This window comes from Mesorhizobium sp. M1006 (assembly GCF_040318825.1).
Classification (GTDB): domain Bacteria; phylum Pseudomonadota; class Alphaproteobacteria; order Rhizobiales; family Rhizobiaceae; genus Mesorhizobium.
In genome coordinates this window covers 36,737-51,945 of sequence record NZ_JAMYMZ010000001.1, presented here as the reverse complement: position 1 = coordinate 51,945, position 15,209 = coordinate 36,737, and the positions used below count along the sequence as shown (strand labels likewise).

The 15,209-nt window shown below is 62.0% G+C and carries 13 protein-coding genes and 1 pseudogene; 8 read left to right on the top strand and 6 right to left on the bottom strand.

Features of this window, described 5'->3' with window-relative positions; all coding sequences use genetic code 11:
• Window positions 1-8: 8 nt before the first annotated feature.
• Window positions 9-638 carry a DUF1638 domain-containing protein gene (locus tag NKH60_RS00245; protein WP_352539660.1) on the bottom strand — a complete coding sequence of 210 codons (630 nt, stop codon included), beginning with the start codon at window positions 636-638 and terminating at the stop codon, window positions 9-11.
• Between the two features lie 64 nt (window positions 639-702).
• Here NKH60_RS00245 and NKH60_RS00240 point away from each other — a divergent pair, with 64 nt between their 5' ends.
• The gene (locus NKH60_RS00240) at window positions 703-843 is read left to right on the top strand and encodes an entericidin A/B family lipoprotein (RefSeq protein WP_023676507.1); all 141 of its coding nucleotides are present in this window, start codon (window positions 703-705) and stop codon (window positions 841-843) included.
• Between the two features lie 81 nt (window positions 844-924).
• Here the strand turns inward: NKH60_RS00240 and NKH60_RS00235 are convergent, their stop codons facing one another.
• Entirely contained in the window at window positions 925-1,623 is a 699-nt protein-coding gene (locus NKH60_RS00235; protein ID WP_023676506.1) for a cobalamin B12-binding domain-containing protein, read from the bottom strand.
• A gap of 308 nt (window positions 1,624-1,931) precedes the next feature.
• Between NKH60_RS00235 and NKH60_RS00230 the strand changes: the two genes are divergently transcribed.
• From NKH60_RS00230 to NKH60_RS00210, 5 genes and pseudogenes are all read left to right on the top strand, one after another.
• Entirely contained in the window at window positions 1,932-3,506 is a 1,575-nt protein-coding gene (locus NKH60_RS00230) for a trimethylamine methyltransferase family protein (protein WP_292654762.1), read from the top strand.
• A 148-nt stretch (window positions 3,507-3,654) separates the two neighbouring features.
• Complete coding sequence (locus NKH60_RS00225; protein WP_352539661.1) at window positions 3,655-4,284, top strand: hypothetical protein; 630 nt, start codon at window positions 3,655-3,657, stop codon at window positions 4,282-4,284.
• Between the two features lie 104 nt (window positions 4,285-4,388).
• A pseudogene (locus tag NKH60_RS00220) lies at window positions 4,389-5,144 on the top strand (dienelactone hydrolase family protein).
• Window positions 5,145-5,212: 68 nt separating this feature from the next.
• Window positions 5,213-5,773: an RNA polymerase sigma factor gene (locus NKH60_RS00215; protein ID WP_352539663.1), complete on the top strand. Its 561-nt coding sequence runs from the start codon at window positions 5,213-5,215 to the stop codon at window positions 5,771-5,773.
• Between the two features lie 2 nt (window positions 5,774-5,775).
• Entirely contained in the window at window positions 5,776-7,893 is a 2,118-nt protein-coding gene (locus tag NKH60_RS00210; RefSeq protein ID WP_352831063.1) for a vWA domain-containing protein, read from the top strand.
• A 149-nt stretch (window positions 7,894-8,042) separates the two neighbouring features.
• On the opposite strand, the gene bmt is transcribed toward NKH60_RS00210, so the two are convergent.
• Both bmt and NKH60_RS00200 read right to left on the bottom strand, forming a co-directional pair.
• Window positions 8,043-9,059, bottom strand: a complete 1,017-nt coding sequence (bmt, locus tag NKH60_RS00205) for a betaine--homocysteine S-methyltransferase (protein ID WP_352831061.1) — start codon at window positions 9,057-9,059, stop codon at window positions 8,043-8,045.
• 88 nt (window positions 9,060-9,147) lie between these two features.
• On the bottom strand, window positions 9,148-9,990 hold the full coding sequence (locus NKH60_RS00200) for a helix-turn-helix domain-containing protein (RefSeq protein ID WP_352452091.1): 843 nt from the start codon (window positions 9,988-9,990) through the stop codon (window positions 9,148-9,150).
• Between the two features lie 228 nt (window positions 9,991-10,218).
• Here NKH60_RS00200 and NKH60_RS00195 point away from each other — a divergent pair, with 228 nt between their 5' ends.
• Both NKH60_RS00195 and NKH60_RS00190 read left to right on the top strand, forming a co-directional pair.
• Window positions 10,219-11,229: a fatty acid desaturase gene (locus NKH60_RS00195; protein ID WP_352539666.1), complete on the top strand. Its 1,011-nt coding sequence runs from the start codon at window positions 10,219-10,221 to the stop codon at window positions 11,227-11,229.
• 83 nt (window positions 11,230-11,312) lie between these two features.
• Complete coding sequence (locus tag NKH60_RS00190; RefSeq protein WP_352539667.1) at window positions 11,313-12,113, top strand: phosphate/phosphite/phosphonate ABC transporter substrate-binding protein; 801 nt, start codon at window positions 11,313-11,315, stop codon at window positions 12,111-12,113.
• A gap of 109 nt (window positions 12,114-12,222) precedes the next feature.
• Here the strand turns inward: NKH60_RS00190 and NKH60_RS00185 are convergent, their stop codons facing one another.
• Both NKH60_RS00185 and NKH60_RS00180 read right to left on the bottom strand, forming a co-directional pair.
• Window positions 12,223-13,536, bottom strand: a complete 1,314-nt coding sequence (locus tag NKH60_RS00185; RefSeq protein ID WP_352831278.1) for a M24 family metallopeptidase — start codon at window positions 13,534-13,536, stop codon at window positions 12,223-12,225.
• Between the two features lie 25 nt (window positions 13,537-13,561).
• Window positions 13,562-15,139, bottom strand: a complete 1,578-nt coding sequence (locus NKH60_RS00180) for an ArnT family glycosyltransferase (RefSeq protein ID WP_352831057.1) — start codon at window positions 15,137-15,139, stop codon at window positions 13,562-13,564.
• Window positions 15,140-15,209 lie beyond the last annotated feature (70 nt).

The window sequence follows — 15,209 nt, the reverse complement described above, 5'->3', positions numbered from 1 at the left end:
TATTTCTTTTACGAATGTGCTGAGGCGCTGGCCAGTTCCTTCGTCAGGTCACCATAGCCGGTCGAGCGGCGCTCATAGGCGAGGCCGAGCATTTTCGCCGCCTTTTCGGCGACCTTGTCGAGTTCCGGGTCGTTGGTCTGAGCGATATAGATCAGCTTCTCGTAGTTGCCGAAATAGTCCTTGATCAGCTCCGGGTGCTTGTCGAGGCCGAGCGGCTTCATGAAGAAGGCATCGAATTGCCGGCAGAGGAAGTCGGTCATGTAGAACGACATCATGTCGTCATCGGCGACCTTCGCATAGGCATCCATGCCCTGGTAGAAAGCAAAGCAATGCGGCCCGGCCATGCGCTCGACGCCATGCTTCTCGCAGATCCGATCGAGCAGGCCACCCGTGCCGCAATCGGCATAGCCGACGAAGATGTGTCTGTAGCCGTCGGTCTTGGCCTTCTCGATAGCCTTGTCCATGGCCGGCGCGATGCGGTCCGGATAGAAATGGAACTCCGCCGGCAGGCAGGTCAGGTCGAGATGGTCGAGCCCGAGCTGCTCCTTGACCGCCAAAACTTCGCGCGCGATCATCCCGCAGGCGATGACGAGCAGCCTGTCGCCTTGATCGGATTGTTGTTTTCGCGCGGTAGTCATGGAACCAGTCTAATCGATCTTCGTTGCTGTCCAGCGAATTTATATGCTGAGGGAGACACCATTCATGAAATTGTTCCGCGTCGCGCCAATCGCTATTCTCGCCTGCGCCTTGGCTGTTTCGGCCTGCGCCAACACGGTGCGCGGCGTCGGTAAGGATATCAAATCCACTGCGAAGGCAGTTGACGATACCGTCAAGAAACCCTGATCCGCACGGCTCTCAACATTTGGGAATAAAAAAGCCGCACTGCAAGGCGCGGCTTTTCTTGTTCGTGCCGGACTTATTGGCTCAGGCCGAAGCGCGGACGTTGTGCTTGCGCTTCATGAAGTCCTTGGCGGTCTCGACTGCCACCGCGGCGTCGCGGCAATAGGCGTCGGCGCCGACGGCTTTGCCGAATTCCTCGTTGAGCGGTGCGCCGCCGACCAGTACGACATAGTCGTCGCGAATGCCTTTTTCCTTCATCGTATCGATGACGACCTTCATGTAAGGCATGGTCGTCGTCAGCAGGGCCGACATGCCGATGATGTCGGGCTGGTGCTTTTCGATGGCATCGAGATATTTTTCGACCGCATTGTTGATGCCGAGGTCGATGACATCGAAGCCGGCGCCTTCCATCATCATGCCGACCAGGTTCTTGCCGATGTCGTGGATGTCGCCCTTGACGGTGCCGATCACCATCTTGCCCTGCTTCGGCGCGCCTGTGGCGACAAGCAGCGGACGCAGGATGAACATGCCGGCCTTCATCGCGTTGGCCGACAGCAGCACTTCGGGAACGAACAGGATGCCGTCGCGGAAATCCTCGCCGACGATACGCATGCCCTCGACCAGAGCCTCGGTCAACACCTTGTAAGGCGCCCAGCCGCGCTCGAGAAGGATATTGGTGCCTTCCTCGATTTCTTCCTTCAACCCGTCATAAAGATCGTCGTGCATCTGCTGCACCAACTCGTCGTCGGAGAGTTCCGAAAGGATGATCTCGTCGTCGGCCATTTTTTCTCAGGCTCCTTGCCGGCTACAACTATCGCGGCAGCTTAAAAATATCGCGTCAATACCTAACCCGCACGGGCCGGTTGTCCATAGCTGATTTGCGACTTCCCGCAAAACGAAAGCGACCGTAAATCTCTTGGAATTCTTGTCGATTTTGCGACAGGCGTTGGCGCTGGCGGGCCGTTTCGAATAGGGTGCATGGCTACGATCCGGCCAGAGACCGCAATATGCGGCCGCAAACGGATTTCAGGCCGGTACAACAGCCCGGCCGGAGTAAATCAGGCCAGAACGAAAGCCAGGGAAGAACGATTATGAGTGAGAACGCGCCGGTCGATCAGGAAGCGTCAAACGCACGGCGCGGGCGCGCTGCCAGCGGTGGCGCCGCAGCCCGACGGGCCGCGCGTTCGGGCGGCGGCCCCGGCACACAGCTCACCTATATCAAGCGCAAGATCAACGTCTATGAAGTGCTGGACGAGGAAGGGCTGGCGCTGATCGAAAAGAACACCGATACGGTGCTGGAGGAGATCGGCATCATCTTCCGCGACGACGCCGAGGCGCTGCAGCTTTGGAAAGAGGCGGGCGCCGACGTCAAGGGCGAGCGGGTGCATTTCCCCAAGGGCCTCTGCCGCTCGCTGTTGAAGACCGCTCCGTCCGTCTATACCCAGCACGCCCGCAACGGCGAGCGCTCGGTGCAGATCGGCGGCAACGCGACAGTGTTCGCGCCGGTCTATGGACCGCCCTTCGTGCGCGATCTCGACGGCGTCAGGCGCTATGCGACGATCGAGGATTTCCGGAATTTCGTGAAACTCGCCTATATGGCGCCGTCGATCCACCATTCGGGCGGCACGGTTTGCGAGCCGGTCGACGTGCCGGTCAACAAACGGCATCTCGACATGGTCTACAGCCATATCAAATATTCGGACAAGCCGTTCATGGGCTCGGTGACCGCGCCCGAGCGCGCGGAAGATACGGTGGCGATGGCCAAGATCGTGTTCGGTGACGATTTCGTCGAGAACAACACGGTGCTGACCAGCCTGATCAACGCCAACTCGCCGATGGTCTTCGACGAGACCATGCTGGGAGCGCTGAAGGTCTATTCGCGCCACAATCAGGCCTGTATCGTCACGCCGTTCATCCTTGCCGGTGCGATGAGCCCGGTGACGGTCGCCGGCACGCTGACCCAGGTTTTAGCCGAGGTTCTGGCGGGAGCGTCGTTCACCCAGCTGATCCGGCCGGGTGCGCCGGTGCTGTTCGGCACCTTCGCCTCGTCGATCTCGATGCAGTCGGGCGCGCCGACCTTCGGCACGCCGGAGCCGTCGCTGGTCTCGTATGGCGCCGCACAGCTTGCCCGTCGGCTCGGCCTGCCGTTTCGCACCGGCGGTTCGCTCTGTGCTTCAAAAATCCCCGATGCGCAGGCCGCCTACGAGAGCGCCAACACGCTGAACTCGACGATCCTCGCCGGCACCAACTTCGTGCTGCATTCGGCCGGCTGGCTCGAGGGCGGTCTCGCCTCCTGCTACGAAAAGTTCATGATGGATATCGACCAGCTCGGCATGACGCAGAAGTTCTCTGAGGGTGTCGACCTGTCGGAAAACGGCCAGGCGATGGACGCCATCCGCCAGGTCGGCCCAGGCAGCCACTATCTCGGCTGCGATCACACCCAGGCCAATTTCCAGACCGCGTTCTACCGCTCCAACATCGCCGATAACAATTCCTACGAGCAATGGCTGGCCGAAGGCGAAAAAACCGCGCCGCAGCGCGCCAACGAGCTCGCCCGCCGCTGGCTGGAGAGCTACGAGGCGCCGTATCTCGACCCGGGCATCGACGACGGGCTGAAGGACTTCATCGCCAGGAAGAAGGCGTCGATGGCCGACGCCTTCACCTGAAAGGAGCCCGAATCAGGCGGGGCTAAAGTCGCCAACATCATCCACAAGGAAGTCTGGCGGAGCGCCTTCTCCGACCCGGACAAGAAGGGATGATCCCGAGCGCGGCATGACTCAAACAATCGCGGCGGCACTTTCCGTCCATGGCCTTATGCTTCGCGGCGGCTTCAATTTTGCAGGTGCTGAAGAAAAACCCTCCGGTCTCTCCGGCGCTGCCGCCAGATCCGTTCTGCTGGTGGGGCAGGCGGGTGCCGCACCTTGGCCGCACTTCCTGCGCTGGTTGGAGAAACAGTCACAGCCGATCGACGATCCGCTCGACAGATGGTCTCGCGAAGTGATCGGCGCGGTGGCCGGAAAATTCGGGGCGCGCGCCGTGTCACCGTCCGACAGACCGTATCTGCCGTTCCAGCAATGGGCGGTGCGGGCGGAGGGCTTGCGGCCGTCGCCGCTCGGCATCCTCATGCATCCGCAATACGGGCTCTGGCACGCCTATCGCGGCGCGCTGCTGTTCGAAAATGAGATTGCGCTCCAACAACCCCACGAGGTGGTTCACCTTTGCGATACATGTTTGGAAAAACCTTGCCTGAAATCCTGTCCGGTCGAGGCTTATTCTGCGAATGGTTTTGCACATGAAACCTGTCTGGCCCATGTGCGCGGGCAAAACGGCGCGCCCTGCCGGACCGGCGGCTGCCTTGATCGCAACGCCTGTCCTTACGGTACCGATTATCGCTATCCGGCCGAGGTTCAGGCCTTTCACATGGCAGCATTCGCGCGTCTGTAGCGTCGCCGAATGCCGCACGAAATCTTGAAGCAGATCGCCTCATTACAGCTTGCGGCGACGGTCAGCGCGGATATCTATCGCACGACATGTCAACGGAGCGGGCGATGGCCAAGCAAGCGATCCAGATCAAGACGAGTGACGGCGTGGCCAAAGCCGGGCTGTTCCGCTCGGCAGCCCCAGCCAAGGCAGCGATCATCCTCTACATGGACGCTTTTGGCCCGCGACCGGCGCTCGACCAGATGGCGGAAAGGCTTACCGACGAAGGCTATGCGGTGCTGGTGCCGGACCTTTTTTACCGCAACGCGCCCTACGGCCCTTTCGAAGCCAAGACTGCGTTCAGTGACGAGAGGAGCAAGGCCGCAATCACAGGTCTCGTCGGCGGCACGACCCAGGAGATGACGATCCGCGACAGCGGCGCGTTCCTCGATGCGCTCGCTGCCCAAGGCCTGACCGGGCCGGTCGGCATTGTCGGCTACTGCATGGGCGGAGCGCGGGCGCTGAACGCGGCGGCCACCTATTCCGACCGCATCGCCGCTGCTGCCAGTTTCCACGGTGGCAATCTGGCCGGTGACGCCGCCGACAGTCCGCACCGGAAGGCCGCCTCACTCAAGGCAAGGGTCTAAATCGGCACTGCCGGTGTCGACCGCAGCTTTCCGCCGGAGCAATCGGCGCGGCTCGCCGAAACACTGCGCGCCGCCAAGGTCGATCATGTCATAGAGAACTATGCCGGCATGGCGCATGGCTGGTGCATGCCGGACCATAGTGCCTTCGATGCAGCCGGCGCCGAACGCCACTGGAAGCGGCTGACGACGCTGTTTGCGGAGACGCTCGGCCAAGTCACGCCAACCATTACGACGTGACCGCCCGCCAAAAAATTCTTTCCATCACCCCAAGGAACCGCCATTAGCCTTCGTCCAACAGGCAAATGATGGCGATGATGCTGGACGAAAGCGAAGCCTCCGACGCCGAACTGATCGGACGGGCGAAGGGCGGAGACCGGGGTGCTTTCGGCAAGTTGCTCGAAAGGCACTATGGTTTCGTCTATCGCGCCGCCTATCGTTGGTGCGGGAAAAAGGCCGACGCCGAGGACATCGCCCAGGAAGTCTGCGTCCGGCTCGGGCGGGCGATCCGCGACTATCACGGCAGCGGTGCCTTCACGACGTGGCTCTACATCATGACGCTGAATGCGGCGCGCGACATGATGCGCAAGACCGCCCGCGAGACGGTCAAGACCGAGGCCTATGGCGCCTATGCGCTGATTTCGGGGGAAATCTCGTCTGAGCCGGAAGACCCGGCCGAGCCGCTCTGGGCAGCGGTGCGCAAGCTGCCGGACAAGCAGCGCGATGCGGTGCTGCTGGTTTATGGCGAAGGGCTGAGCCACGCCGCCGCCGCCGAGGCGATGGCGATCTCGGAGACAACGGTTTCCTGGCACATCCATGAAGCGAAGAAACGGCTGAAGACGCTGATGCGTTCAGCCGGGGAAGTGTGACCATGGTCGACGACAACGAACTGAACAGACTGCGCGACATCGCAGCACCGGCGCCGGACGCGGACGCAAAGGCGCGTGCCCTCCAGGCCGCGCTGCGCGCCTATGACATGGAAGAAAAAACTTTGCCGGGCGCCCAAGGATCGGTGAGCGGGCTTCGTCTCACAGAGCGAGCACAAAGGCTCTGGAGCGAAATCATGCAAAAGAAACTCTTCGCCACGCCGGCCATTGCCGGGCTCGTTGCCCTGCCGATCGCCGGATACGCTACCATTTATATGCTGGGGGAATCCAAATTCGACGGGCCCGAATTCGGCGGGGATAAGATCACCGAAACGCTGGCTGACAAGCCGACGACCGTCAAACCGCCGGTCGTTGCCGAAGCGGACAAGCAGAAGAAGGCGGACGCCGACAGTGAAAGCCGCGACACCGGCGATGCGCTTGTGGCGCCGACATCGCCGCCGAAGGCGGAATCGACCGCAGTCGGCGGGCTGACGCAGCAGGATGTGCTCAGCCGCAATGCACCCGAACCGCAGCCGAGCAGCGAGCTTGCGTTGAACGGCGACGCAAGCTCCGCGGCCCCTTCAGCCGATGGCGGCGCGCGGGTCGGCCGGATGCCTGGCACGGTTGCCGAGCCCAAGCTGATGGCACAGCAGCCCGCCGCTGCGCCGGCCGACCAGATGCTGCCGCAAGAGGAAAACCGCGACCGCGTCGAGAATTTCAAGACCAACCCGGTGCATGCCGCGCTTGAAGACCCGGTCTCGACCTTCTCGATCGATGTCGACACCGCTTCCTATTCCTTCGTCCGGCGCTCGCTCAAGGAAGGCTTTATCCCGCAGGCCGACACGGTTCGCGTCGAGGAGATGGTCAACTACTTCCCCTATGACTGGAAAGGCCCGGACTCCGCCTCGACGCCGTTCAACTCGACCGTCAGCGTCATGCCGACACCGTGGAACGAGCACACCAGGCTGATGCATGTCGCCATCAAGGGTTTCGACGTGAAGCCGGCCGAGCAGCCCAGGGCCAATCTGGTCTTCCTGATCGATGTGTCGGGGTCGATGAACGAGCAGGACAAGCTTCCGCTCCTGCAGTCGGCCTTCCGACTGCTGGTCAACAAGCTGAGACCTGACGACACCGTCTCGATCGTCACCTATGCGGGCGATGCCGGTACCGTGCTGGAGCCCACCAAGGCTTCGGAAAAGGACAAGATCCTCGCTGCCATCGACAATCTGACATCCGGCGGCTCGACGGCAGGCGAGGCCGGCATCAAGGAAGCCTACAGGCTGGCGCAGAAATCCTTCGTCAAGGACGGCATCAATCGGGTGATGCTCGCCACCGATGGCGACTTCAATGTCGGCCAGACCGACGACGACGACCTGAAGCGGCTGATCGAAAAGGAGCGCAAGACAGGCGTATTCCTGTCGGTGTTCGGCTTCGGCCGCGACAATCTGAACGACCAGATGATGCAGACCATCGCCCAGAACGGCAATGGCACTGCTGCCTACATCGATACATTGGCGGAGGCCGAGAAGGTGCTGGTCGAGGATGCCTCCTCGACACTGTTCACCATCGCCAAGGACGTGAAGATCCAGGTCGAGTTCAACCCGAACAAGGTCTCGGAGTACCGGCTGATTGGCTACGAAACCCGCGCCTTGAACCGCGAGGATTTCAACAATGACCGGGTCGATGCCGGCGAGATCGGCTCAGGTCATTCAGTCACCGCGATCTACGAGATCACGCCTAAGGGCAGCGGCGGCGAACAGATCGACCAACTGCGCTACGGCCAGGCCTCGGTGAACAATGGCGGTGTCGCCAATGCCGACGAATATGCTTTCGTCAAGATCCGCTACAAGCTGCCGAACGAGGACACCTCGAAGCTGATCACCACGCCGGTAACGTCAGCCAACGAGGTGGCGTCGTTCGATCAGGCCAGCACCGACCAGCGTTTCTCTGTTGCCGTTGCTGCCTTCGGCCAGAAGCTGCGCGACGAGGATGCTACCGCGAAGTTCGGCTACGACAAGATCATGCAGATTGCCACCGCCGCCAGGGGAGCCGACCCATTTGGGTACAGGTCCGAGTTCCTCTCGCTCGTGCGCCTTGCCTCGGCGCTCGGCGGTAACCGGTAGTGGCAATGACGGCCGGTTTCTTTCAGATGGGATCGTTCTGATAGGGGGAGCCGGCCTACGGGCGGGTGAGGCAGGCCGGCGAGGGAAACCTTGCCGGCCTTTTTTCGCGGCCGCACTGCTTCGCGCGGACCATGTCGCAGACGAAAGGGTCAGGCGCGTCCGCGGCGCCGCTCGCGGCGGGCTTCGCTGGTCTCGGCGACATTGACCGTAGCCTGCTTGTTGCGCATCGGGCCGATGCGTTCGACGATCTGCTCGACGGTCGGGCGATCCGACTTGGTGTGCGCATCGAGCGCCTTGCGCATTGCGGCGAGGTGCTGGAACGAGGTGCCGCAGCAGCCGCCGACGATTTTGGCGCCGGCATCGACGGCGAGGCGCACATAGTCGGCCATCAGCTCGGGTGTGCCGGAATAGTAGATCTCGGCACCGCGAAATTCGGGAATGCCGCAATTGCCCTTGACGATCACCGTTGCTTCCGGCTTCGCCGCGGTCATGTCGAGCAGCGACGCGAGAATGTCGGAGGCGCCGACACCGCAATTGGCGCCGACACCGAGCGGTGTCTGCGACAGGCCATCGACGACGCCGTGGATGTCCTTCGGCAGCAGTCCCATCATGGTGCGGCCGGCGGTGTCGAAGGAGCCGGTATAGGTATAGGGCAGGCCGACGCGGATGGCGGCTTCGGCGGCGGCGCGGATTTCGTCAGGCGCCGACATGGTTTCGATCCAGGCGACTTCGGCGCCGCCGGCCTTCAGCCCCTCAATCTGCTCGGCAAAGGCTTCGACCGCCTCGTCATAGGTCATGGCGCCGAGCGGCACCAGCAGCTCGCCGGTCGGGCCGACGGAGCCGGCCACGATCACCTTGCGGCCGGCGTTGCCGGCGACGGCGCTTGCGATCTCGGCCGCGCGCTTGTTCAGCGCATAGACCCGGTCCTGCGCGTGGTGCAGCTTGAGCCGATGGCGGGTGCCGCCAAAAGAGTTGGTCAGGATGATGTCGGCGCCGGCATCGACAAAGTTCTGGTGCAGGCTGGTGATGGTGTCGGGCGCGGTCTCGTTCAAGAGCTCGGGAGCCTCTCCGGCCTCAAGGCCCATGGCGAACAGATTCGTGCCGGTGGCGCCATCGGCGAGCAGGACGCCCTTTTCGGCAAGCAGAGCGTCGATCGGATTGGTCATGTGAAATACGCCTTCCCGGAAGAATAACTGAGATAAGGATATAAAGAATTCTTTATGTGGCGTCAATGTCGGCACGTAGAGCAACCGGTCAAAATCGCATCTCCGCCAGCTTTCGTGTGAAGCTGGCCGCTTCATGCGCGTTGACGTCCGCGGCACGGATCAGATTGTCGAAATGGCTGGTCAGGATGCGGATCGGCTGCGTGGCGTTCAGCACCAGATACATGTCGCCGACGTAAATGGCGGCGCGATAGGGCCCGAAGATGGTGTAGGGGATCGAATAGCGCATCCGCCCGTCATAGAGAAACAGGCGGAAGGTGGGATAGAGGTCGTCGAGCAGCGTCGCCATGTGCAGGAGCTGCTGGTGGCGGTCGGCCTCCGGAAAGCGGTCCCACACGCCCAGCCCGCGCGCGAAGATCTCCAGCGTGTGGCGCGGCATACAGACTTCCATGTCGGTTTCGGGCCGTCGGTTGTAGTCGATGCGGTACTGCGTTTCGCCGGCCTGTGCCTCGCGACTCTTGTTGGCGATAACGGCTTCGTAGTCGACAAGCGCCTCGGTGCGCAGAAGATCGGGAATGCCGGCCGGCACGTAGCGGATTTTCGTTCCCGCCGCCTCGGCATGCCAGCGAGCCAGCAGCGTGCGGTCGAAGCCGTCCGGCGCCTCCTCGATCTCAAGGCTCTCGCGGATTTCACCGGTGACGCCCTCGTCGTGGCTGAGGCCGAGCAGCCAGTCGAGCGAGACTTTGAATTCGGCGGCGATGTTGAGCAGCGTTTCGGCGCGGGGAAGGCGGATCGAGGCGCCGGAGAGCAGCTGCGACAGCGCCGAACGGTCGATGCCAACCGCGGCGGCGAAGGCCGACTGGTTCAAATCGGACCTTGTCAAGAGCATTTTCAGGCGCTCGCGAAAGATCGTCGACAGGTCGCGCTTATCCAAATCGCTACCCCATTCAATAGGAGGAAAAATTTGCGCTTAAAGCCGCGAACGCGGGCTTCAGGCGCAAATGAATCCTGTTGGCTGTTTACAATACATAACATATGCAGCTGAAAATGCGCAATCGCAACAGTTTGTGCGCTTTATCGCGTTGCGCCGACGCAACGCTCCTGACACAATGTTGTCAGGAATCAAACGGGTTCCGGCGACTGGAAGGCAGTGGTCGATAGCATGACGAGCATGGGCAACAGGCGACACGGCGCAATGGCCATCGAATGGCCGACAGCATTTCTCGCACTTCTCTGCTACGGCGGCTGGCTCGCTACCGGCTTCCTGCTCTGGCCCTCTTACCCGCTGCTGGCACTCGCCTTTCTGACCCTGATTGCGGCGCTGCAATCCTCGCTGATGCACGAGGTCCTGCACGGCCACCCAACCCGGAATGCGCGGCTCAACGAAGCCTTTGTGTTCCTGCCGATTGGCCTTGTCTGGCCGTTTCGCCGGTTCAAGACCATTCATCTGCGCCACCATGCAGACGAGCGCCTGACCGATCCGCTCGATGATCCCGAAAGCTATTACAAGGCTCTCTGGCAGCACGAGGAGCTGCCGTCGGCGATGAAATTCCTGCTGAAGGTCAACAACACGATGATCGGGCGTTTGGTGCTAGGCCCGTGGCTTTCCTGCATCGGCTTTTTCATCGACGACGCCAAGCAGGTTGCCGCGGGCGACAAGTCCATCCGCAAGGCATGGCTGCTGCATGCGATCGGCCTCGTCGTGGTGCTGCCTGTCGTGCAGTTCGGCTTCGGCATGCCGTTATGGCTCTACATACTGGTGCCGGTGTGGCTTGGGCAGTCGCTGATTTCGATCCGCACCTACGCCGAGCACCAATGGTCTGAACATCCGGAAGGCCGCACGATCATCGTCGAGCGCTCGCCGCTGTCCTTCCTGTTCCTCAACAACAATCTGCATTTCGTCCATCACAAGAGCCCGACGGTGGCCTGGTACAGGCTGCCGAAGCTGTTCGCCGACCGCCGCGACGAATGGCTGCGGATGAACAATGGCTACGCCTATCCGAACTATTTCGCGCTGCTCAAGGCCTATGCCTTCAAGGCGAAGGAGCCGGTCGTCCATCCCGTGCTGCGGCGCATGCCGGAACCAGGACGCGCATTCAAGCCGCGCGTCAGGGCACGCAGCCTCAATGGGCTTGGCAGCGCACCGGTACCCGCCGAGCCGCCGAAAGAATGATTCTTGCGTTGTTGCAGGCGGTGCCGCGCGGACGACGCTTTCCTGACCTTGTCAATTTCCCCGCATAACGGTCAAATCCCGGCATGAGCGAATTCATTGCGGCTTTGCCGATGTACGACTGGCCGGAAGCGCGGGACGATGTCGACGCGCAATGGGCGCGGCTGCGCGATGCTTTCAGGCAAAAAGGCATCGATGCGCCGGAGACGATCATCCGCCGCACCGGCGATTTGCCCCCCGTACCTGGCGGTATTCGCGATGATCAGGGAAAACCCATCGCGCCCGATCCGGCGACATTGCCGCCGGACGAACTGGATTTTCACCAGCTCTGGCTGCATCCGGCGCTGCTCTTTGCACAAACCTGCTGGGGACCGATGGAACTCGGCCTGTCGCAGCGTGTCCAGCTCATCGGCCAGCCGCGTTACGACGCCTTCAAGGGTGGACAGGGCGAACTCTATTCGAGCGCCATCGTCATGAGGGCGGGCGAGGCACCGCCGGCAAGGGCGCCGGCCGACGGCGGTGCCGTCATTCCGCTCGATCAGCTTCGCAGCAAGCGCTTCACCTTCAACAGCCTCGATTCCATGTCGGGCATCATCGCGCCAGCCCGCGACCTGCAAGCATTGGGCGAGAGTTTGGATATCTTTTCCGGGCTGAGCGAAAGCTGTGGGCACCGTGCTTCGATCGTTGCCGTTGCCGAGGGCAGGGCGGACGTCGCGGCGATCGATTGCGAGAGCTGGGCGCTGGCGCAGCGTTTCGAGCCGGCGGCGCAGAAGGTGACGGTCGTCGGCTGGACAAGGCGGCGCAAAGGCTTGCCGTTCATCACCGCCAGGACGACGCCGGAAACGATCGTCGCCGCGATGCGCGAGGCGATCGCGGCGCTCACGTAAAGCGCGTCGCGTTCGGTCGGCCTCATGCGACGCGCTTTAGATTCTTGTTTTATGCATGTCGTTATCGCAAAGCCGCTGCACAGTTTTGCGCGACATGCATTAGCATCGCTCAGCCGCCAAGCAGCCGATTGTCGAGCGGGTAGGTCGAAAGCTTCTCGTAGCCGGTTTCAGTGATCAGGATCTGTTCTTCGATCTTGACGCCTTCGTAGCCGCCAAGCCGACCGATATAGCTCTCGACGCACAGCACCATGCCAGGTTCGAGCACTCCGTCCGGTGTGTCGTCGGTCCAGTCGCCAGCATGCGGCAAAGTCGGGTATTCGTCGGCAAGGCCGACGCCGTGATAGAGCACCCCGTAACGGGCCGGGAAGCAGTCTCCCGGTGGCACTGACGAGCCCTCGACGAGGTCGCGGAACGATATGCCCGGCCGCATCAGCTCCGTGTTGTGGGCGATCTGGTCGGCGGCGATGCGGAACAGGTCGCGCTGCTCCTGCGACGGCGGCGCGTCACCGCAAAGCCAGGTGCGCGAAAGGTCGGCGCAGAAGCCGTAAGGACCGATCAGGTCGGTGTCGAAAGCGACGAGCTCGCCGGCCTTGATCGTCCGCGACGAACACTCCTGGAACCATGGATTGGTGCGCGGACCCGACGACAGGAGCCGGGTTTCGATCCATTCGCCGCCGCGCGCGATGTTGCCGCGATGGAGTTCGGCCCACAATTCGTTCTCGGAGATGCCAGGCCTCAACGCCTTCTCCATCTCGCCCATTGCCGCCTCGCAAGCGGCGATCGCCCGGCGCATGGCAAGGATTTCGTCGGGCGATTTGATCAGCCGCGCATTTTCCATCACCGCCTCGCCATTGCCGGTCGAGATGCCGAGGCGGGCGAGCTCTTCGATGCCCTCGGGATTGATGTGGTCGACTGCGATGCGGCGATTGCCGCCGCCATGTTCCAATACCAGGTCGGCGATGCCGGCTGCCCAGCGGCGGGCTTTTTGGCCGGTCAGCTCGCCGCTGTACAGATAAGCCCACGACACCGCCGGCCGCACCTCGTCGACGACGCCGGAATGATCGGAAAGGTGCTCGCAGGAGAAATAGTCGAACAGCACCACCGGGCCATCGGTGGCAACGAAACAATGCCTGGTCCGATTGTGTGCGACCCAGAGCTGCATGTTGGTTGCGTCGGTGGTATAGCGGATATTGACCGGATCGTAGAGCAGGGCTCCCGCATAGTCGCGGCGCTTCAGCTCGGCGCGGATGCGCTCGAGCCGATATCGGCGCATGGCGGGCAGGTCAGGAGCAGCAATGCCCGCCGCCTGCCATTCGACTTCCGCCAGCGCTCCATAGCCCAGCGCATGCTGGTTGAGTTCAGCGGCCTTCAGCCGCGATTTTTTGTGCAGCACATCGTTCGAGCCGTCCGGCTCGAACGGCATGATCTTGCGGTGATGACGGGGCCGGTCAGTCGGGTTCCTGTCCACCCTCGGCTCCTCCGCTAACGCCTTCCTTGGGCGCGGTGGTTTCTCCCACCGCCATTCTCTTCAATCTTACATAGGCGCCGGCCCGGGCGGACTTGCCGGTGCCGCGCAACAGCGGAACCATCATTTGCCGTGGTTGGCCGTCCGGCTCATAGCCGGCCGCTTTGAGCTGCTCCAAAATGACCGGACGCGGATCGTCTCGGTCAAGCCAGACGAGTACGGCCGGCTCCTGCATCAGCGTTTCGAAATTAGGCACTTCCTGGTCAAGTGCGACCAGGTTTTCATCGACCAACCGCAGGTTTCCGACCCATGCACCATCAGATATTGCGGTTTTGACCGGTCCGTCCGCAGTCAGTTGGCGATAGAGGGCGGGGTAATCCACGCGGATCATCCGCGAGAGGCCACTGGTCCCGTTTATCTGGACGTACCAGGTGGCGGGCGCGAGCAGCACGGCGATGATCGCTCCAGCCGCGATCACCAGGAGCTGCGCATTCCTGCCGCGCGGCGCCAGCCGTTCCATAGTGGCGACGATGGCCATCGGCAACATGAACAGGACCGGTAGCAGCCAGCGGTCCTTGACCACCGTCACGCCGGTGGCAAGTACAAGTACTGCAAGCATGGCCAAGCCGAGCGCCAAGGTACGCCACAACAGAATTTCCCTTGCCGGACCTTTCGGGTGCCGCTCGGAGAAACGGAACTTCGCCAGCCAGAACGTGAGGGCGGAAACGAGCACCGGCAAGACCGCGAAATTGAAGGTGCCCATGATAAACTTGCCGGCGCCGACAAAGGCCGCCGCCACGCGCCCTTGTTGCGCGTCTATTCCGAACTTCTCGCCTCTCGACAATAAATCGGCGGGATGCATGAGGCTCCAATAGGTGGTTGGCGCCAGCACCAATATCGCGACCGCTATGCTGATGGCGAACTTCGGATCGAGAATCGCGCTGCGCCATTCGCGCAGCGACAGCACGGCCGCAACAAGGGCCACCACGAGGAAGACATCATTATATTTGGCAAGAATTGCCGCCGCCGTGGCCAGGCCAAACGCCGCATAGGCGATCATGCTTCGCCGCTCGAGAAGATAGGCCATGGCCAGCAGGAGCAGCGAGCAGAAGCCGACGACGGCGACGGAATGCGACAAGGCGCGCTGCGATTCCCAGACGATCTGCGGGATCGTAAACAGGCCGAACATGGCCGCCGCCGCTGTCGCTTTGGTGTAGCTGAACCGCCGCATGGCGGCGAACACGCTGCAGGCGGCAAGGAACAGCACGGAGTATTTGACGAGCTTCAGCGTGAAGATACTGGTGCCGAAAACATGCGCGGCCAGCCAGTTGATCCAGGTGTACAGGGGTGGTTGCGAGCCGCCATATCCAGCCCAGAGATACGGAACATAGATCAGCTGCTCCGCATCATCGATGCCGACGCCGGTTCCCGCCCAAGAGCTCAACAGGGACAGTATGATGGTCTGCAAGGCAAAGTAAGCCGCGACCATGACGATCGCCGCCGGGAAGGGGCCGATCCGTCCCTCGGCCAGCCACTCGGCCCATCTCAGATTGTACTTCAATGAAATCTCATCGCCCTTGCCAGCAGAGTGTTGCCGGCTGCGCTAGCATGAAGAGTATGCTCCGCACAAT

Excerpts from the sequence above, each read along its gene's own strand:
- NKH60_RS00240 (WP_023676507.1), top strand. The coding sequence starts at position 703 with ATGAAATTGTTCCGCGTCGCGCCAATCGCTATTCTCGCCTGCGCCTTG.
- NKH60_RS00245 (WP_352539660.1), bottom strand. The coding sequence starts at position 638 with ATGACTACCGCGCGAAAACAACAATCCGATCAAGGCGACAGGCTGCTC.
- bmt (WP_352831061.1), bottom strand. The coding sequence starts at position 9,059 with ATGACCAATCCGATCGACGCTCTGCTTGCCGAAAAGGGCGTCCTGCTC.
- NKH60_RS00225 (WP_352539661.1), top strand. The coding sequence starts at position 3,655 with ATGCTTCGCGGCGGCTTCAATTTTGCAGGTGCTGAAGAAAAACCCTCC.
- NKH60_RS00185 (WP_352831278.1), bottom strand. The coding sequence starts at position 13,536 with ATGCCGTTCGAGCCGGACGGCTCGAACGATGTGCTGCACAAAAAATCG.
- NKH60_RS00190 (WP_352539667.1), top strand. The coding sequence starts at position 11,313 with ATGAGCGAATTCATTGCGGCTTTGCCGATGTACGACTGGCCGGAAGCG.
- NKH60_RS00195 (WP_352539666.1), top strand. The coding sequence starts at position 10,219 with ATGACGAGCATGGGCAACAGGCGACACGGCGCAATGGCCATCGAATGG.
- NKH60_RS00230 (WP_292654762.1), top strand. The coding sequence starts at position 1,932 with ATGAGTGAGAACGCGCCGGTCGATCAGGAAGCGTCAAACGCACGGCGC.
- NKH60_RS00210 (WP_352831063.1), top strand. The coding sequence starts at position 5,776 with ATGGTCGACGACAACGAACTGAACAGACTGCGCGACATCGCAGCACCG.
- NKH60_RS00215 (WP_352539663.1), top strand. The coding sequence starts at position 5,213 with ATGGCGATGATGCTGGACGAAAGCGAAGCCTCCGACGCCGAACTGATC.
- NKH60_RS00235 (WP_023676506.1), bottom strand. The coding sequence starts at position 1,623 with ATGGCCGACGACGAGATCATCCTTTCGGAACTCTCCGACGACGAGTTG.